24 protein-coding genes and 1 tRNA gene are annotated in these 17133 nt (G+C 38.4%); 15 read left to right on the top strand and 10 right to left on the bottom strand.

The window, feature by feature from the left end; genetic code table 11:
* Positions 1-133: 133 nt before the first annotated feature.
* The 3 genes from LJ658_RS18510 to rpsO all read right to left on the bottom strand — a co-directional run bounded on the left by LJ658_RS18510 (position 134) and on the right by rpsO (position 3109).
* Complete coding sequence (locus LJ658_RS18510; protein ID WP_230548037.1) at positions 134-409, bottom strand: hypothetical protein; 276 nt, start codon at positions 407-409, stop codon at positions 134-136.
* A 171-nt stretch (positions 410-580) separates the two neighbouring features.
* Positions 581-2701, bottom strand: coding sequence for a polyribonucleotide nucleotidyltransferase (gene pnp / locus LJ658_RS18505; RefSeq protein WP_230548036.1), 2121 nt, complete (start codon positions 2699-2701; stop codon positions 581-583).
* 129 nt (positions 2702-2830) lie between these two features.
* Positions 2831-3109: a 30S ribosomal protein S15 gene (rpsO, locus tag LJ658_RS18500; RefSeq protein ID WP_230548035.1), complete on the bottom strand. Its 279-nt coding sequence runs from the start codon at positions 3107-3109 to the stop codon at positions 2831-2833.
* 192 nt (positions 3110-3301) lie between these two features.
* Between rpsO and LJ658_RS18495 the strand changes: the two genes are divergently transcribed.
* Positions 3302-3733 (top strand): thioesterase family protein, encoded by a 432-nt coding sequence (locus tag LJ658_RS18495; protein WP_230548034.1) that lies wholly within the window; start codon positions 3302-3304, stop codon positions 3731-3733.
* Positions 3734-3794: 61 nt separating this feature from the next.
* Here the strand turns inward: LJ658_RS18495 and LJ658_RS18490 are convergent, their stop codons facing one another.
* Positions 3795-4778 carry a D-alanine--D-alanine ligase gene (locus LJ658_RS18490; protein WP_230548033.1) on the bottom strand — a complete coding sequence of 328 codons (984 nt, stop codon included), beginning with the start codon at positions 4776-4778 and terminating at the stop codon, positions 3795-3797.
* A gap of 124 nt (positions 4779-4902) precedes the next feature.
* Between LJ658_RS18490 and LJ658_RS18485 the strand changes: the two genes are divergently transcribed.
* The 7 genes from LJ658_RS18485 (at position 4903) to LJ658_RS18455 (ending at position 9257) form a co-directional block, all read left to right on the top strand.
* Entirely contained in the window at positions 4903-5673 is a 771-nt protein-coding gene (locus LJ658_RS18485; protein ID WP_230548032.1) for a PASTA domain-containing protein, read from the top strand.
* An 8-nt stretch (positions 5674-5681) separates the two neighbouring features.
* Positions 5682-5975, top strand: a complete 294-nt coding sequence (locus LJ658_RS18480; protein WP_230548031.1) for a rhodanese-like domain-containing protein — start codon at positions 5682-5684, stop codon at positions 5973-5975.
* 12 nt (positions 5976-5987) lie between these two features.
* The gene (gene mltG, locus LJ658_RS18475; protein ID WP_230548030.1) at positions 5988-7043 is read left to right on the top strand and encodes an endolytic transglycosylase MltG; all 1056 of its coding nucleotides are present in this window, start codon (positions 5988-5990) and stop codon (positions 7041-7043) included.
* Positions 7044-7451 (top strand): thioesterase family protein, encoded by a 408-nt coding sequence (locus LJ658_RS18470; RefSeq protein ID WP_230548029.1) that lies wholly within the window; start codon positions 7044-7046, stop codon positions 7449-7451.
* Between the two features lie 11 nt (positions 7452-7462).
* Entirely contained in the window at positions 7463-8428 is a 966-nt protein-coding gene (locus LJ658_RS18465; RefSeq protein WP_230548028.1) for a YihY/virulence factor BrkB family protein, read from the top strand.
* 112 nt (positions 8429-8540) lie between these two features.
* A tRNA-Ser gene (locus LJ658_RS18460) sits at positions 8541-8625 on the top strand.
* A gap of 473 nt (positions 8626-9098) precedes the next feature.
* Positions 9099-9257, top strand: a complete 159-nt coding sequence (locus tag LJ658_RS18455; protein WP_230548027.1) for a hypothetical protein — start codon at positions 9099-9101, stop codon at positions 9255-9257.
* Between the two features lie 210 nt (positions 9258-9467).
* Here LJ658_RS18455 and LJ658_RS18450 read toward each other — a convergent pair whose 3' ends face one another.
* From LJ658_RS18450 to LJ658_RS18435, 4 genes are all read right to left on the bottom strand, one after another.
* Entirely contained in the window at positions 9468-9896 is a 429-nt protein-coding gene (locus LJ658_RS18450) for a protein-export chaperone SecB (protein ID WP_230548026.1), read from the bottom strand.
* A 1-nt stretch (position 9897) separates the two neighbouring features.
* Entirely contained in the window at positions 9898-10395 is a 498-nt protein-coding gene (locus LJ658_RS18445; protein ID WP_230548025.1) for a hypothetical protein, read from the bottom strand.
* 92 nt (positions 10396-10487) lie between these two features.
* Entirely contained in the window at positions 10488-10775 is a 288-nt protein-coding gene (locus tag LJ658_RS18440) for a hypothetical protein (RefSeq protein WP_230548024.1), read from the bottom strand.
* Between the two features lie 1031 nt (positions 10776-11806).
* Positions 11807-12019 (bottom strand): hypothetical protein, encoded by a 213-nt coding sequence (locus LJ658_RS18435; protein ID WP_230548023.1) that lies wholly within the window; start codon positions 12017-12019, stop codon positions 11807-11809.
* A 262-nt stretch (positions 12020-12281) separates the two neighbouring features.
* Between LJ658_RS18435 and LJ658_RS18430 the strand changes: the two genes are divergently transcribed.
* The gene (locus LJ658_RS18430; RefSeq protein ID WP_230548022.1) at positions 12282-12815 is read left to right on the top strand and encodes a hypothetical protein; all 534 of its coding nucleotides are present in this window, start codon (positions 12282-12284) and stop codon (positions 12813-12815) included.
* A gap of 143 nt (positions 12816-12958) precedes the next feature.
* Here the strand turns inward: LJ658_RS18430 and LJ658_RS18425 are convergent, their stop codons facing one another.
* Together LJ658_RS18425 and LJ658_RS18420 are read right to left on the bottom strand one after the other, a co-directional pair.
* A complete protein-coding gene (locus LJ658_RS18425) occupies positions 12959-13564 on the bottom strand; it encodes a JAB domain-containing protein (protein ID WP_230548021.1) in 606 nt (201 codons plus the stop codon).
* Between the two features lie 3 nt (positions 13565-13567).
* Complete coding sequence (locus tag LJ658_RS18420; protein WP_230548020.1) at positions 13568-13867, bottom strand: SH3 beta-barrel fold-containing protein; 300 nt, start codon at positions 13865-13867, stop codon at positions 13568-13570.
* Between the two features lie 248 nt (positions 13868-14115).
* Between LJ658_RS18420 and LJ658_RS18415 the strand changes: the two genes are divergently transcribed.
* From LJ658_RS18415 to LJ658_RS18395, 6 genes are all read left to right on the top strand, one after another.
* Entirely contained in the window at positions 14116-14406 is a 291-nt protein-coding gene (locus LJ658_RS18415) for a helix-turn-helix domain-containing protein (protein ID WP_230548019.1), read from the top strand.
* Between the two features lie 205 nt (positions 14407-14611).
* Positions 14612-14905 (top strand): DUF4468 domain-containing protein, encoded by a 294-nt coding sequence (locus LJ658_RS18410; RefSeq protein ID WP_230548018.1) that lies wholly within the window; start codon positions 14612-14614, stop codon positions 14903-14905.
* Positions 14874-15188, top strand: a complete 315-nt coding sequence (locus LJ658_RS18405) for a hypothetical protein (protein ID WP_230548017.1) — start codon at positions 14874-14876, stop codon at positions 15186-15188. The genes LJ658_RS18410 and LJ658_RS18405 overlap by 32 nt, the downstream gene beginning before the upstream one ends.
* 288 nt (positions 15189-15476) lie before the next feature.
* A complete protein-coding gene (locus LJ658_RS18400; protein WP_230548016.1) occupies positions 15477-15719 on the top strand; it encodes a hypothetical protein in 243 nt (80 codons plus the stop codon).
* Between the two features lie 87 nt (positions 15720-15806).
* Positions 15807-15971, top strand: a complete 165-nt coding sequence (locus tag LJ658_RS20595) for a helix-turn-helix transcriptional regulator (protein ID WP_370633097.1) — start codon at positions 15807-15809, stop codon at positions 15969-15971.
* Between the two features lie 344 nt (positions 15972-16315).
* Positions 16316-16903: a hypothetical protein gene (locus tag LJ658_RS18395; protein WP_230548015.1), complete on the top strand. Its 588-nt coding sequence runs from the start codon at positions 16316-16318 to the stop codon at positions 16901-16903.
* The last annotated feature ends 230 nt before the right edge of the window (positions 16904-17133 follow it).

Here is a 17133-nt window from a genome sequence, read left to right as displayed (position 1 = left end):
AAATAAATCAGCTGGCTAAAAACTGTCCGCTTTTGATGCAATAACTGTTCATCTCCGAACATTATAAAATTACCGGCAGGGGATTTTAACTAAATATAACTAATGTATTACGTACGGGATTGCGGCCAAAACCTCAGTCACAATTTTGCAGCAAATCATAGTATTTTTTCATCAGCACAACATCATAGTTAACTAATGAGTTATAAGCTTCGGTAACTAGTTCTGTTAAAATAGAAGAACCAAGCTGTCCACCTCCATTGGGAATGGAGTCATAATAAGCGATTAATTCCTTTACCCTTATAATTTCATACAACAACAACTGCACCAGGTCTGCATCGGGGCCTGCGGGTTTTCCTGAATTATTATTGTTGTTGAGAAAATCTAAAGGATCATTGGTAGTAGAGGTCATTTTTCAATATAGATCGGCCTTTTAGCTTTAATCAACTATGTATAAAAGAGTATAAAGTTCAAAAAACAGCATTTTGTTTTAAAAAGGTGAAAATAGGTAAAACAAAATACTAATTAAACAACAAAAGCCTCATTGCTAAGGCTTTTGTTGTTTATAGTTTACATAGTCATATTATTTGGCAGCTTCCGGCTTAGGTAATAAAACCTTACGCGAAAGCTTCAGTTTACCTTGTTTATCAACATCAAGCAATTTAACACGTACTTCGTCTCCTACTTCAAAAATACCATCCATAGTTTCAATACGTTTATGGTCGATCTCTGAAATATGCAGCAAGCCGTCTTTACCCGGCATAATTTCAACAAATGCACCAAATGGCATAATTGATTTTACTTTACCTTCATAAATTTCACCAACTTCTGGTTTAGAAGCGATGTTTTTAATACGCGTAACCGCTTTATCAATTGCATCTTTATTGTCTGCAAATATTTGAACTACACCCTGGTTGCCAACTTCCTCGATAGAGATAGTAGCACCGGTTTCGCGTTGCATTTCCTGAATGATCTTGCCACCAGGTCCGATAACGGCACCAATAAACTCTTTGTCGATACGGATAGTAACGATACGCGGAGCATGTGGTTTGTAATCTTCACGAGGCGCAGTCATGGTTTTAGCCATTTCGTCCAGTATATGTAAACGACCATCTTTAGCCTGGTTTAAAGCGTTGGTTAACACTTCCCATGAAAGGCCGTTTATTTTAAGATCCATTTGTACAGCAACAATACCGTTTTTGGTACCTGTTACTTTAAAGTCCATATCACCTAAGTGATCTTCATCGCCAAGGATATCAGAAAGGATAGCATATTTAGTACCCATTTCGTTAGTGATCAATCCCATCGCGATACCAGATACCGGGTTGGTGATTTTGATACCTGCATCCATCAAAGCTAATGTACCGGCGCAAACCGTAGCCATTGATGATGAACCGTTTGATTCCAGGATATCAGAAACTACACGGATCGTATAAGGATTTGCATCCTCGGCAGGTAATACACGTTTTAAAGAACGCATAGCTAAGTTACCGTGACCAATCTCGCGACGGCCTGCACCCCTGTTAGGACGAACCTCGCCAGTTGAGAAACCAGGGAAATTGTAGTGCAACAGGAATTTTTGGTAACCATTGATAAACGCACCGTCAATCATTTGCTCATCATCCTTAGCACCTAAGGTAACTGAGGTTAATGACTGGGTTTCGCCACGGGTAAACACCGCCGAACCGTGAGCAGCCGGTAAATAACCAACCTCGCTCCATATCGGGCGTATTTGTGTAGTTGTGCGGCCGTCTAAACGTTTGCCTTCGTCTAATACAAGGTTACGGATAGCGTCATACTCAACGTCGTGATAATATTTTTTAGCTAAGAATTTGGTGATATCATCTATCTCGCCTAAAGTTTCGATATACTCGTCGCGTACGGCTTTAAATTTAGCGCTGCGCTCGTCTTTACCTGAAGCTTCGGCTGCAATAGCATAAACTTTATCGTAAGTAGCAGCGTAGATCGCTTTCTCCAACTCGTCGTTGCTGTGCTCGTGGCTGTAAACGCGTTTTTCGGTTTTACCAACTTCAATAGTTAATTCTTTTTGAATTAAACATTGTACTTTAATAGCAGCGTGTGCAAATTTAATAGCCTCAACTAATTCAGGCTCCTGTATTTCGGCGCCTTCGCCTTCAACCATGTTAATGTCATGCTCGTTACCGGCAACAATAAACTCTAAAGTTGCAGTTGCCAATTGGCTTAAAGTTGGATTGATAACTAATTTGCCATCAATCTTAGCCACGCGCACTTCTGATATCGGGCCGTTGAAAGGGATATCAGATACAGATAAAGCGGCTGAGGCAGCTAAACCAGCTAATGCATCAGGCATGATATCTTTATCGGCAGATATCAGGGTGATCATTACTTGTGTGTCGGCATGGTAATCACTCGGGAACATTGGACGTAATGCACGGTCAACCAAACGCGAGATCAAAACCTCGTAATCTGATAAACGCGCCTCGCGGCGTAAAAATCCACCGGGAATACGACCGGTAGCAGCGTATTTTTCCTGGTAATCAACAGAAAGAGGTAAGAAATCAACTCCTTCTTTTGCTTCTTTTGATGAAACTACAGTAGCTAATAACATGGTATCACCCATTTTTATTACTACTGATCCATCAGCTTGTTTGGCCAGTTTTCCTGTTTCGATCTCTATAGTGCGGCCGTCACCTAAATCGATTACTTTCTTAATTATGTTCATCTTTTTTGCGTTATGATGCACTTTTCATCTTTTAGAGCGCACCGGGTTTTTATTGTGTGTATATTGTATTCAGAAAGTAAAAAAGCCATCTCCTGATAGAGACGGCTTTTTATAAAAAATAAGTTTAAGTTACTTAATGATATCCCTAAGCGCTAACGCTTTGATGATGGCACGGTACCTTGAAATATCCTTTTTGTAAAGGTAAGCCAGCAATCCGCGGCGTTTACCTACTAATTTTTGCAGTGATAATTGGGTTGAAAAATCATGTTTGTTTTTTTTCAAATGCCCCGTTAAATGTGCGATACGGTAAGTGAATAATGCTACCTGACCTTCGGTTGAACCGGTGTCAGTTGCACCCTTACCATGTTTTGCGAAAATTTCTTGTTTTTCCTCTGTACTTAAATACATTACGTAAATAATATTAAAGCGTTAATTATTTTGTTATTTGTGGGTGCAAAGGTAAGTGTAATATTATTACCATGCAAGTTTGTTTTAACGCGAATAAAGGTCAAATCTGTTTTTCTTATACAAAACTTTAACTTATCAACTAATAAGTAACCATCCGATAAAAACAACCTACAAATATCCATATTTGTATTAATGACAACAACACCCGTTTACAACACCTTCCAAACCGAATACCGCGTTAGGCCCGACGATATTGATATGTACCGCCATGTGCATAACAGTAAATATTTTGATTATGTGCTGGCGGCACGGTATGACCAGATGGAATGCTGCTATGGCATGGCGATGGAAGCATTTTTAAACCAGGGGCTTGGCTGGGTGGTACGCACTGTTTATATGGATTATAAACGTCCTTTAATATTAGGCGACTATTTTATAGTTACTACAAGTATTGAAAGCATTGACGAAAAATTATGCCGCATAAAATTTGGTGTCAAAAACAAGGCATCAAATAAATTATGTTGCGATGGCTGGTTTGATTTTGTGCTGATAACTATGGCTGATGGCAGAGCAACTAAAATACCTGCCGACGTGATAGCGCATTATGCATCGTTTAAAAAATAGTTCATAGGCCCGGTGATTTTTCACCTGCCAAAAATCGGCACATATACAACCAGTTGGCATTCTACATATTACTTTCTATCAATTCGCTATAAAAATCAGGCAATTTCATGCCTGCTGCCGTTACCTGTTGCGGTATTAAACTGGCCGATGACTGGCCGGGTGTAGTATTGATCTCGATGAAGTAAAAATCCAGCGTACCCTCTAATAATATAAAGTCGATACGTACCATACCCTTGCAGTTTAACCGCAGGTAAACTTCAGTAAGTATCTCGGCTATCTCAGCATCTTTCCGGGAGTCTAGGTCGGCCGGTGTGATCTCTTCGGATACCCCGGAAGTGTATTTAGCTTCGTAATCAAAAAAGTCTTTAGAGCTTTTGATCTCTGTAGTAGGCAGTACAGTTACTTTTCCATGCAAGCGGGCAACTCCCCTGCTAAATTCGCGGCCCTTTATAAACTCTTCAACCAGGATCTGGTCATCTTCCTTAAATGCCTTGTTTATGGCGTCGGGCAGTTCGGCAGCGCTGTAAACTTTGCTCATGCCTACACTGCTTCCGCCGTTATTTGGTTTAATAAACAACGGAAACTTCAGTGTTGATGCTATGGTGCCTATATCATGACCGTCCTTTTTAAACAAGCGGATTGATTTGGCGGTGTTAAGGCCATGTATACCCTGCACAATGGTCTTGGTGTAGGCCTTATTCATACTGATAGCCGAGGTAGTGGCGTCGCAAGTATTATACGGAATATTTAAAAGATCAAGATAGCCCTGCATCTTACCATCCTCGCCGGGGGTGCCATGAATAGTGATAAAGGCGAAGTCGAATTTAACTTTATCGCCGTTAACAATAATGCTGAAATCATTTTTATCAACATCTATCCTATCGCTGCCTTCTTCATAAAACCACCTGTCTTTATTAATCAGTATAGTATAAACCTTATACTTATCAGCAGCTAAATTGGCAGCAATATTTTGGGCACTGTTTAAAGACACCTCATATTCGCCGGTAAAGCCGCCGGCTAAAAGCGCAATGTTTTTGATTGTCATACGGCCAAATATAATATTTTTTGAAGCACTGTAGCCGATAAATACATTAGTTTTTCAAACCCGATAAATCCGAAATTATCCTTATGTTTGATGCATAATTAAGTATAATATTACCTAACTGCTGATGAATAAATTTGGGGCTTATATAAAAACTAAATCTTTTCGTAATACCCTTTTAATGGCGATAGGCGCTGTAATTGCCGTGGTTTTAATAGCTTTTTTCAGCCTGAGCTTTTATACCAATCATGGGTCTGGCATACCCGTTCCCAAATTAAAGGGGCTACCTATTGACCGGGCCATCAGCATATTAAAAGAACAGGGATTTGATTACCAGGTTGATTCTGTGTATGTTGGCGATGCACCGCCGGGGACCGTTATAGAGCAGGATCCTGACCCGGAAACAAACGTTAAAGAGAACCGCAAAATATATTTAACCATGGTAACGCTTAAAGCGCCGCCGGTGGCTTTACCTGATATTGACCAAATGCCCTACATACAAGCCGTAGCGACGCTGTCAAACAATGGCTTAAAGGTGGGCGATACTACCTACCGGTCAGACATAGCTTTAAATGTGGTGCTGGAAGCGCGGATGGCAGGCCAAACAATTAAAGCAGGCACCAAAATACCCAAGGGCTCTAGGATTGACCTTGTATTGGGCGATGGCGTTGGCGCAAGCGAGGTTGAAGTGCCTGATTTAATTAACCAGGATCTGGATGCTGTTAGGTTTGTTCTGAAAAATTCTAACCTGGGTTTAGGCACCATAACTTACGAAGGCCCTATTACCGATTCAAGCAATGTGGTTGTGGTAAGCCAGTTCCCGATGAAGACCGATTCTGTAACTAAAGTGAGCATCGGCACTAAAATTAACCTTACAGTTAGCCAGGCTAAAAAGTAATGCAGCAAATGGATGCGCAAAGTTTCAAAAGCAGGTTAATGAGCGGCGAAACCCTTAATTTGCTGGATGTGCGTGAAGAAATTGAATTTCATACCTACAATATAGGCGGCAAAAATATACCGTTATCTAAACTAATTGAAAAACCCGGTTTAATTCCTTATAACAAAACCGATGAAATTATTGTTATATGCAAAGCCGGTATCCGCAGCGAAACGGCGCAATCATTTTTGATACAAAACGGTTATCAAAACATTAAAAACTTAACCGGAGGATTATTGGCGCTGCAAAAACTGCAGGCATAAATATTTAATAGTATGGCTAAACAAAAAGCATCATCAGGCGGCACATTCGGGAAATTTATTATTACCCTTATAATTTTAATTTTTATTGCATTAGGGGGTACTTTATTATTTTATTACCTGAGATATTTTGGGCCAAATGTAACGGGCAACGAAGAATACCTATATATCCACACCGGCGAAAACTTTAACGACGTTTATAAAACAATCCGTGATAAAGGAATAGTAAAGGATACCGCGATATTTTCATGGGCCGCCCATAATATGAAATATACAGATCATGTAAAGCCTGGTAAATACCGTTTGCATGAAGGCATGAGCAATCGCAAATTTATACGTATGCTTCAATTGGGCGAGCAGGAACAGGTTGAACTATCGTTCCATGTTTTCAGGACAAAAGAGCAATTTGCCGGATTTGTCAGCAAAAAATTAGAGGCCGATTCGTTAACGTTATTACATTACCTTGATTCTGCTGATTTTGTAAAACAATATGGTTTTAATACAGACAACGCGTTTGTAATGATAATGCCTGATACCTATAAGCTGTATTGGAACATCTCTCCGGAGAAGTTTTATAAACGCATGTATTCCCATTATGAAAAATTTTGGACCCCCGAGCGCAAGCAACAAGCCGCTGCTATAAATTTAAGCGAGCCACAGGTATCTATCCTGGCCTCAATTGTTGATGCGGAAGCTGTTTATGATGACGAGATGCCAACTATTGCCGGCTTATATTTAAACAGGTTGCGCAAGGGCATGAAGCTGGAATCAGACCCAACGGTAATCTTCGCAATGAATGATTTTACTATCCACCGGGTACTGAACAGATATCTTACGGTTAACTCGCCATATAATACTTACCTGCACACGGGTTTGCCGCCGGGCCCGGTTATGTTGCCTTCAGTAAACGCGGTGAAGGCAGTACTTAACTATCAAAAAAATGATTATCTGTATATGGTAGCTAAGGAGGATTTTTCAAACCGCCATAATTTTGCTACTAATGTGGCCCAGCATAACATAAACGCGCAAAAGTTCAGGAAAGCATTAGATGAACGTAACATTAAAAAATAAATGTTTGAGTTTTCAACCAAAATAAGGGTACGGTATGGCGAAACCGACCAAATGGGTTATATGTATTACGGTAACTATGCCGAGTTTTATGAGGTTGGCCGCGTTGAGATGCTGCGCAGCCTGGGTTTAACCTACAGTGGCATGGAAGCATCAGGAATCATGATGCCTGTGTTGGAAATGAAGAGCAAGTACCTGAAACCCGCCCTGTATGACGAGGAAATAACGGTAAAAGTTATTATGGATAAAATGCCCGGCGTTAAGATCCATTTCAGGTATGAACTTTTTAACGAAAAAGAAGAGCTGATCCATCAGGCAGAGACTTTGCTGGTGTTTATCAATATGGCAACCAATCGCCCCTGCCTGCCTTCAGCAGAATTTATGGAAAAATTAAAGCCTTTTTTTGAATAAATTAGCTTATAATGAGATGGCTTCATCGTGCGCTCCACCGCGTAAAAATTTACCGGGATTTTATTAAATGGACCAAATCTGTGGTACTTCCGGGATTTGGTAATCTATCAATATACGCCGTAACAATTTCACTGATCAATGAGTTTCTGGAGGATTCACTATCAAACAAAGCATCATCGCTTGCTTATAATTTTATGCTGGCGCTGTTTCCCGGCACACTGTTTTTATTTACACTGATAGCCTATGTGCCGGTTGATAATTTTCAGGATAAGTTGCTTGAACTATTACGTACAATTATGCCAACCTACGCCTACCTGGCGCTCGAAAACACAATTGAGGATATTATTAAACATCAAAATGCGGGGCTATTATCATTAGGCTTTATTACGGCTTTATATTTCGCTACCAACGGCGTAGGCACGCTGATGCAGGCATTTAACAACTCATCGCTGATACTGGAGAAACGCACCTGGTTAAAACGCCGCAGCATCGCCACCTTACTTACAGTGGTTATCAGTGTAGCACTTATTATAGCTATCGCAATAATGATAGCCGGCGAAAGCGCGATAACCTATTTACAAAGCCATATAGCCAGTAAAAGCCATTTTTGGATTTACCTGCTTACACTTTCCCGCTGGTTAATTATAGTGGTGATATTTTTTGTAACTATTTCCATATTATACAGGTACGGCCCGTCGCATAAATTAAAATGGCCGTTTTTAAGTCCTGGTTCAATATTGGCAACAGGTTTGGCCATCCTAACATCATTGGGGTTTACCTATTACATTAATCATTTTGCATCCTACAACAAAGTTTACGGGTCTATAGGCACCATCATCGTGGTGATGTTATGGCTTTATTTAAACTCGCTAATTTTGTTAATCGGCTTCGAATTAAACGCCAGTATTGACCTTTCAAAACGTAATTTGAAGATCGTAAAGCCCCGTTTAAACACTTTCAAGGCAGAGAAGCTGTAAAATAAATATTCCAAGCAACTGTACACCAACTACTTATAAACTTTTTAACAGAATGTTAAAAAAAGTGCAATTCAAGTTTGTCAATCCGGCCCGGATTTGTACTTTTGTCCCCGGAGAGCTGGCAGAGTGGTCGATTGCGGCAGTCTTGAAAACTGTTGACTGTAACAGGTCCTGGGGTTCGAATCCCTAGCTCTCCGCTTAATAAATTTAAAAAGCGCCCCTAAGTCAATTTAGAGGCGCTTTTTTTATACTTTCCTAATTTAGGGGGCAAAAAGGGGTGCAATTTTATCTTTTTATAGCACCTTACTTGTCATATACCCCTTTTCCTTTAATTCAACATTATCATGGCCGGTACATTCGACGAGTTTTAATTTAAAGGGGGAATTTACCGAAACCGGCGAATTGGTATTCCCGGAAGGTGCCAGCCCGGCAAAAATAGAAGAGGAGACAAGGTTTTTTAACGGCGTAGCCAAATTGTACGACAACGACCCATACATAAAAAAATCAGGCGTTTAATATATGGGCGGAGGCGAGCGGCGACAAAACACAGTGAAAAATAAGATTGAGCGTGCATTAGCTGATGCACGAAATTCAGGGCTATGGTTTTACGATCGGGGATTAAAGAAATGGGTACACCGAAGAGTTTGGAATAGTTGCGTAGCGGCTGGCTATGACACGCATTACACCCGACCACGTGCTGTCCGGCTATGTGCTGCGGGATCCGCGCGATGGGATTATAGAAAGCGTACAATACATGGAAAAAATTATTGCCGAATTTACAGGGTTTGCCGAGAAAGTTAAAGCCTGCCATTCTCCCGTGGGTAATTAACGCACTGTTAAGCTGTAATGCTGTTACAGCGCATAAGGCCCTTACTATTGTAAACCACCTTATCGGCATTTGTCCAGAACACAGCGCCCAAATTAAGGGACCAAGGCTCACTTTTTGAACGATTGGATGCATTTATACAGACGACCCAATTCGAGGTCGCACACAAGCTTAAAAGCGTAGTCTATGAAATGAACCAAATCAATAAATAACTTATTCGGAAACCGTATTTGAAGTACCTTTATTGGGTTCACTACCTTTGACGAAGTTTACAGGCTGGAGCATTATTGGGTTTATGGCTGCCTTCATTGAGAGGGAAGCAAGATGTTCTCTTAAAAAGGGGAATATAATTGCAGGGGCGTTCACGTTGGTGAATGTTTCAACCGGCAATTCCGATTGTTCTGGCACAGTGAAAACACCTACCATTTTAATATCTGCTTTCATTTCCGTTTTACCACCTTCTAAGCCTGCTGAATATGATAAATCTATGATAACGCTTAAGTGCTCTTCATTACGTTGGCTATTAACCTTAATATCAACGTTGTTTTTAAATTTAGGGTTATCCAAATTCAGAATCCAATCTCTAACGAAGTTGCTTTCGAGCAATATTATATTAACTAGTGAAAAAGTTTGAGGTGCCATATTAAGCCGCTAAAGCGTAATTATTATCTCCAGCATTCATTGCCTCTCCCCAAGTCTTATTGTGTACGGATGCCCCCCCGGAAACCCCAATCGTTTGTAAATAGAGGTTAATATCAAATTGATGCAGTTCAACCCATGAACCCGGTTTTTCAGAATCGATATTATTGTCTAATATTTCCACGTCTGGAGACTGATAATTGGTAGGCCTAAATCCAGCAAAGAGTTCTATTTGGACATTTGTCATTAAGGTACTCGCTGTATATTTAAGAATTGATTCAGTAATCTTATCAGTGCGCATCGTCACATCAGGCATACAGTAATTTGCACCCGCCTTTTCAAAGTCAACGTGATTCAACCCGACAAATGAATTATCGGTAATGAATGAAATATTTTGGCTTGGAAATTTCTCAATGAATTCAAAAACCAATTCTTCCTCTAATTTTAAATATAATTGGTTGTTAAAGTAAGAAGAGTTCGGCAAAACTAAAACCCTATGCATAATACTTACAGTATCTGATTCATACTGAACCTTTATCTCGGGGCAGTGTGATACTAGTACATGTAGCTTTGATATTATAAAATCCTTTGGACTCATAGATTAAAAACTGACTTTAATATTTGATTGTTTTTTGTTGCTAATTGTAGTGAATCGTCGGAATCTTTATCGAGTATTTCTTCGTCTTTATAATCAGACTTAACCCTTAAAATTTTTGCATCACCTATATCTGCTTGAAAGGTTCGCCAATCTCCACCTTTGTTTCTTAATTGTATGAGAACTTTATTAATTAAAAATTCATGCGTACCCGACTCCGTTTGCTTTTTTTCTGCTCTTATTTGGTTTTCCGACATACCTATTACAGTTAGTACAATATGCTTCATTAATTGAACAGAACTATAATAAGAACAATGCACCGATGAACAATAAATTTTACTCTGGTTAAGTGATTGAGCTGATAAAAAATTTGTGTTCGATTTATCAATTAGATGACTCATCCAAGTTTAAGTTATGACACAATAATAGTACAATTGTTTATAATTACAACAAAATAAATTATTTTGTTACATAAGGATTGTAATACAACTCATCATAATACCTGTTAAACGTGTGGCTTTCCTCTTTGTTACAGATACACTCTAATTTTAAATGCTGTGGAACTCGTTTATATATAATTATAATCCGGCTGTACCCGGTATTAAGGTGACGACAAGCCATGTTAAAATACTATTACGCACTATTTTCAGGCAGGATCAGCTTCTGCCTAAGTATAGATTAAAAGAACTTATTTGTAGGGTGAGATTCAACAAAAAATTGAGGGTGGATATTTCATTCTTAATTGCCGCCATTAGGTTTTGATGGGTTCCACTACTCCAAGTACGTTTGTGGTTGCCATCCTGAATTAAATCGAATCGTCAAGTTCCGCCCAAACCAACTCCCCCTTAAGTGGTATACTTCAGATTGTGAATTGTGTTTAATCTCATATACATGATAGGGTATAAGTGAGCCACCTAGTTTAGTGCCAGCCGCTAGTAAAAGGACAACGTAAAATGTCTCGTCCCCTACTGTGTAGTTTTTATTAATTATCCTATCCGCACATTTTTCACAAGACTCGTCGTATTGCCTTTGATATATTTCACCGTTGCTATTTTATTTAGAATTTATTAAAGATGTTAAACTTGTAAGTTTGTATTGTCACCTTTAGTTATTCGGTGTCGCAAACGGATAAAACTTTAAAAGCGTTCCTTGTATTAAGGGCGCGATTTTTTATTTGCACTATTCCCCTTTATCTTTTTGTTGTGGTCTGCTATAAATGATCTTCTTAATTCAGCCATGAATACAGGGTCTTTGTACATAGCAACCCGCTTGGGGGCTTTGGCTGTCTTATGGCTGAATAAATTACTTTCATCGCGCCTTATTTTTTATTTGATTTGGCTTTTAGCTTTTCTATCCGTTGGTTGTTTTTTAGAATAATATCCCGAACTGCAGCCTCAATAGCCGCTGGGTCTTTATGTAACGGCAAACGCTTCTTTAGCATTTTTGCAGGTTTCTCCAGTAATTCAATATTTGCAGGTAACTTCGAATTTATCTCCTTTAACAAGGCGATTATCTCGTCCAGTTTGTCCATAAGTTACAAACTATTTAACTCAGGTCGGAAATTCGGTTCATCTATTTGGATAGCTTTAATTCTATCCGCATACTTTACTACCACTTTATCAAATTGCCTTTGGTATTGTACACCTATCCATTTATCAACCCTTTGTGATTGTGCACGCTCCCTCTTGCCTGGAATTTGGGTAATGTTAATCGGCAGGTCTGAACAATGTATCAATTTCATAGTATATTAGTTTTAATAAAACTACACAATTGTAAGAACAAATTGTATATCTATGAGAAGAATAGATCGGGATAAGAGTTATGTATATACCACAGGGGCAGCTGACCTCCTTTATGCCTTGCAGGATGAAAAACAATTTTTGAAATTGTTAGCTGACAATGGTAAAAGTTATAAGCCATTATTGAAATATTTGTCTGTTCATGAATGGGACCACAATGTTAAAGGGTCTTTGAAGTTAAAAACGATGGCCGCTGATCTCAATATTACACAAGCAAAGCTAAATAAACAGCTTTTAGAGGTCTATACAGATATATGGGAATTGAATGACAAGCATTCAGAACTTTTTAATTTCTGCAATGGGGATGAATTTTGCTTTCTTTTTTCTCATAGTTATAAAGGCTATTATGCATTCACACTTTGGCTTCGTCAGCCTATTCAGGCCGGTGGTAGATTTTCTTTCCCCTTTTTAGCAGGTAAGTTTGGCATACATAACATGTTTATCATTGAAAATATGTCCTATGAATACTTGAACGGCAGACTTGTTACGGAAGTCTTTTGTAAAGAAAACTACAATACATCTGTCTAATCTATCATTTTTATCTTTGACAGTCCGGGGGGGCCGTCTATTGCGGCCTTTAATAATCTATGATTATTATTTGTTTAACAATCCCCCGGGCTTTTTATTTCTTATTAAGCCATTCAGCTAATTCGGGCTATCCTGCATAATTGTTAGTAAGTGTTTTGTACTATTGGGTCGTAAAACTTAATGTAAATTTTTTCTAACTGCCACATGGCCGTTTCTTTTATTGTTTTTAGGTTACTGTTGGGCTTGGATAGTAATGTGCAAAAATCTTCAACAACCCGCAACGCAACATTTGAAAATGTCCCACTTTCAAATATGTCATTTGATCGCTTGGTGTCTTGCTCAAACTTTTGGATATAACCCGCCCTATTGAACGAATGCGGCCCCTCGCCACTTGAAACAATAACATGGTCAATTAACTCAATACCCAAAACCTGACAGTTGCGATATATAAATTCCGTTGTTTTTAGATCCGCAGGCGATGGGCTTGTTTTACCGCCCGGATGATTGTGAGCAAGAATTAATTTCTTTGCATCCAACGCTACGGCGGTACGCATCATTTTTGGCACGTCTATATCGCAGCTATTGTGATCGCCTGTATTGAACAACTGCCATTTAATTAAGCGCCGGCTACCATCAAGATAACCAACATAGGCGCTTTCAAAATCGTTTACAGTTCCTTGCGCCCAATTCTCACAGGCGTACTTAATTAGCGCTTCTTGGCTATCAAGTATTGGCATGGTGTTTTTCATGGCTTAACTGAAAATAAGGTTTAACACTTTAGCACATCTCCAATCCTGTTGTTGAAGATCAAAGTAGGTTAGTATGCTATGATTAACTTTACGCATACCACCTTTAGGCATTGGCGGGTTTTGTAATGAGCCTACCGCCTCCCTAATTGAACCGTCAACCTTGCGGTAAGAAAAGTTAACTAATGCTTGTGTACATAGCGCGAATTGAAGTTTTGCAATTTTCCACGCATGGGCTAACGCTTCTGAAAAGCTGCCGAACTGGCCAACTATTGACCATGCGATGTTGAATAATCTGCTTTTCATTATTTAGCCCCCCTTAATAAAGACGCTTGTAATGCGTTGATTCCTGCCTGTGTTCCGTTTTGACGTACTATGACAGTCGCTAGTGTTTGTGTGTACGATTGTACTTTACTTCTTGATTTTTTCATTGTATTAAATTTTAATTGCACTTCAAAGATACAACCAAAAATCATAAATGCAAATTTATATAACATTAATTATCATTTAATTTCATTTAGAGTTATTATTAATAAAATTCATACATTTGTAAAATGAAAACAGCTTTTAAAACATTACTCACAGAGCAGCAATTAAGGCAACTTATAAGAGAGGAATTAAAATCGGTAATAAGTGGTGAGGATGTAAATATTGGTGGCGATAATGAAAGCGGTTTTATTACTATAGACCAAGCGGTAGAATATCTAAAAATGTCTAAGTCTGCCATTTATAAACTTACTATGAGCGGGGATATACCCAAACATAAAAAAGGAAGAAGATTGTTGTTTGTAAAATCCGAACTCGCGGAATGGGTTAAGTCGGGAATGGACGATAGTAAAGAATAAAAACCGGGGGCTGCAATTAAAATTTAACAATTTATTGCGTTTCCAAAACGCTCCCCCGGCAGGACAAATATAAACAAAAAGGCCCTTGTGTAATAGCAAGGGCCTTGCTAATAAATATAGCTTAAGCCAGCCCTGGCACTTAATGCAAGATTGTTTTTTTTATAATATATATTTGTTTTTCTTCTTAAACCCCAAACACACAATTATGAAACAACTGTTAATAGGATTGCTGTTTATTGCAATCGGCGCGAAGGCGCAAAATAAAGATACTTTAGGCTTAAATATCCCCATTAAGGATGGCCACGTTGTCTATGAGGGTATTGTTGAAATGCCAGGCAAACCAAAAATGGATTTATATAACAACGCCAAACAGTGGTTTGTTGATTGTTTCAAAAGCGCAAAAGATGTCATTCAAAACGAGGATAAGGACCAGGGGCGGATAATCGGGAAGGGTGTAATTTTTTGGTGTGGAAAACTTTGTTGCTTCTGGTACTTATAATGATAAAATAACAATACAGATTGATTGTAAGGATGGAAAATATAGATATAGAATTTATGACGCTGTAGGTACAATACCTTCTGCTTATACATCCTTGACCGGCACAATTCCTTCACGAGATTTTACCCCCGAAGCCTTGATAGATAAATTATTGGGCAATAAAAACAACTCACCTTTTACAAAAGGGCAGTCAAGAAAAACATTGGAATCTCTAAATATAGAAACCTTGTCAACAATTTCTTCTTTAAATAAAGCTATGGCAGCAAAAACAGACACCTTTTAAACAAACACCAGTTAGAGCAGTTTAACTACATGACTGGCTGCATGTTCTCTATATATACCTGTTTGCGCTGCTCATTTTAACCTATTACTAAAAAATGCATACTGATTGCTCGATTTTAATAAATGGCTTAAATCGCTTACAATGCTTTATATAATGTTTTGTTATGAGCACAATTAAAATCTAATTATTCTAAAGTGGTTTAAGTCTTATACGCGTATGATGGGTATATTGCAATCATTAATATTTCAACCTTAAAATACGTATTACGATTATGGCTATTTTTGTTTTATGGAATTAACGATAGATCAGGTACTTTTTGAATTAGCACAAAATAAGCAAGTTCCAACCTTGCCAATTGGAACCGTAGTTTATTACGACGATATAAGAACCCCGAAAACAACTCAGGTAAAGTCATTAGAACAATTTAAAAATGTTTTAAGTGTCTGGTATAACTTTAAGCAAACGTTTGGAGAAGAAGACCAGTCATTAAATTATTTTGAGATTACCGGCATTAAGATTCCAACAGTTTGACAATCAATCTTCTTATTTAAACCATTTTGGAGTTGGTTACTTAGTCCTCCATAAGTGTAAGCAGATCGGCGAGGCTGGTGATACTGGATTTATTGGTGTTACTCAAGCATCAGATTTTTTAAATTAAAACCGAATACTATTTATAATTTGATAAATAAAAATGGCATCCCATACCACAAAAAACCTGGTAGCAATCGAGTGTTATTTATAAAAAGCGAACTATTGGAATGGCTTAAAAAGGAAGATAAATAAAACACCGGGGGGGGCTACGAAAACAATAAGATAGCTCAAATTTAATTACCGGCCCAAACCGCTCCGGGTAATGTAGGGTTGACTTATGCAGATTAATTAGTTTTGCCGGATAACCAATCAAATAATGAAAAAACTATAAAGCGAACAATCCTATAAACAGGAAAATAATATTGTACTTGATTATATTGCTGCTCTAAAACACCACCTTTAAATAGCAACCCGCAATAAAAGATCATAGTATGCCGAAATGGCGTAGCTGTGTCTTTTTGCGGGTAGGGATGTGGTGTCCCTTGAGTAGCAAAAGATGAAGGTTACGCCATATTTTTTTACTTAAACACCACAAAATGAAAAAAATCATTTTTATTACCTCGGCCCTGCTTTTAACGAATGCTATCTATTCTCAAGATTTACCTAAAAAGCGAATCAAAATCGACACCGCCAATAGCCACGGTTACGAAATCATGTATTGCGGTGATTATATTTCCAAGAATGTGAATTTATACGAAAACGGAGCATTGAAACATTTAACAAAACAGTTTCTTAGAGAACACCAATATTCCTGGGAAGGCGCTAAAACACTCATTGATAGCGTCAATAATTTACGTGAAGGATGGACTATCCCTACTACGAATCAATTGAGAACTATTTTCGTTTTAACCCAAACTATATTAGATAAAAAACGAATTCGGATTGGAAGCCTAGACTGGCAGGGTATTTATCTTTCGTATTGGTGCTATAATGGGGATGATAAAGAAAAGATAAATACAGATTCCATTTACAATGCAGGAAGTAGGAACGAGCGTGATTTTGAAATTAGCGATAGCAATTTCAAAACGGGCGGGAATTTGGTTAATGGAGATGATCCGAAGTTTTTAGGAGCACATGTGAACGGAAAAATTGCTAATAAAGTTCTGTTTATTAGAAAGTATTAAGCTCCCAAACAAAGAAAAGAACGCTAAGAGCAAAAGCAAGGACCCGAAAGAACCGAAAAAAGCGATCTATTATTGAGGGAACGTTTTTATATCTTATGTCTCAACTGATATGAGATAGTCACAATTTAATCTGACAGTTACGATAATTTAAAACACGTAACAGAGATTAGTATTATGACAACCCAAGCAAAGATCATCAAAAACAAGATGGGCATATTGGAGCTTGCCCA

The organism is Mucilaginibacter sp. UR6-11 (assembly GCF_020880695.1).
Classification (GTDB): domain Bacteria; phylum Bacteroidota; class Bacteroidia; order Sphingobacteriales; family Sphingobacteriaceae; genus Mucilaginibacter.
This window is presented reverse-complemented; position numbering and strand designations above follow the sequence as displayed.

Excerpts from the sequence above, each read along its gene's own strand:
- LJ658_RS18480 (WP_230548031.1), top strand. The coding sequence starts at position 5,682 with ATGGATGCGCAAAGTTTCAAAAGCAGGTTAATGAGCGGCGAAACCCTT.
- LJ658_RS18410 (WP_230548018.1), top strand. The coding sequence starts at position 14,612 with ATGAAACAACTGTTAATAGGATTGCTGTTTATTGCAATCGGCGCGAAG.
- LJ658_RS18435 (WP_230548023.1), bottom strand. The coding sequence starts at position 12,019 with ATGGACAAACTGGACGAGATAATCGCCTTGTTAAAGGAGATAAATTCG.
- LJ658_RS18490 (WP_230548033.1), bottom strand. The coding sequence starts at position 4,778 with ATGACAATCAAAAACATTGCGCTTTTAGCCGGCGGCTTTACCGGCGAA.
- LJ658_RS18510 (WP_230548037.1), bottom strand. The coding sequence starts at position 409 with ATGACCTCTACTACCAATGATCCTTTAGATTTTCTCAACAACAATAAT.
- LJ658_RS18395 (WP_230548015.1), top strand. The coding sequence starts at position 16,316 with ATGAAAAAAATCATTTTTATTACCTCGGCCCTGCTTTTAACGAATGCT.
- LJ658_RS18440 (WP_230548024.1), bottom strand. The coding sequence starts at position 10,775 with ATGAAGCATATTGTACTAACTGTAATAGGTATGTCGGAAAACCAAATA.
- LJ658_RS18420 (WP_230548020.1), bottom strand. The coding sequence starts at position 13,867 with ATGAAAAGCAGATTATTCAACATCGCATGGTCAATAGTTGGCCAGTTC.
- mltG (WP_230548030.1), top strand. The coding sequence starts at position 5,988 with ATGGCTAAACAAAAAGCATCATCAGGCGGCACATTCGGGAAATTTATT.
- LJ658_RS18430 (WP_230548022.1), top strand. The coding sequence starts at position 12,282 with ATGAGAAGAATAGATCGGGATAAGAGTTATGTATATACCACAGGGGCA.
- LJ658_RS18465 (WP_230548028.1), top strand. The coding sequence starts at position 7,463 with ATGAGATGGCTTCATCGTGCGCTCCACCGCGTAAAAATTTACCGGGAT.
- LJ658_RS18425 (WP_230548021.1), bottom strand. The coding sequence starts at position 13,564 with ATGAAAAACACCATGCCAATACTTGATAGCCAAGAAGCGCTAATTAAG.
- LJ658_RS18485 (WP_230548032.1), top strand. The coding sequence starts at position 4,903 with ATGAATAAATTTGGGGCTTATATAAAAACTAAATCTTTTCGTAATACC.
- LJ658_RS18450 (WP_230548026.1), bottom strand. The coding sequence starts at position 9,896 with ATGGCACCTCAAACTTTTTCACTAGTTAATATAATATTGCTCGAAAGC.
- LJ658_RS18470 (WP_230548029.1), top strand. The coding sequence starts at position 7,044 with ATGTTTGAGTTTTCAACCAAAATAAGGGTACGGTATGGCGAAACCGAC.
- rpsO (WP_230548035.1), bottom strand. The coding sequence starts at position 3,109 with ATGTATTTAAGTACAGAGGAAAAACAAGAAATTTTCGCAAAACATGGT.
- pnp (WP_230548036.1), bottom strand. The coding sequence starts at position 2,701 with ATGAACATAATTAAGAAAGTAATCGATTTAGGTGACGGCCGCACTATA.
- LJ658_RS18455 (WP_230548027.1), top strand. The coding sequence starts at position 9,099 with ATGACACGCATTACACCCGACCACGTGCTGTCCGGCTATGTGCTGCGG.
- LJ658_RS18415 (WP_230548019.1), top strand. The coding sequence starts at position 14,116 with ATGAAAACAGCTTTTAAAACATTACTCACAGAGCAGCAATTAAGGCAA.
- LJ658_RS18495 (WP_230548034.1), top strand. The coding sequence starts at position 3,302 with ATGACAACAACACCCGTTTACAACACCTTCCAAACCGAATACCGCGTT.
- LJ658_RS18400 (WP_230548016.1), top strand. The coding sequence starts at position 15,477 with ATGGAATTAACGATAGATCAGGTACTTTTTGAATTAGCACAAAATAAG.
- LJ658_RS18445 (WP_230548025.1), bottom strand. The coding sequence starts at position 10,395 with ATGCATAGGGTTTTAGTTTTGCCGAACTCTTCTTACTTTAACAACCAA.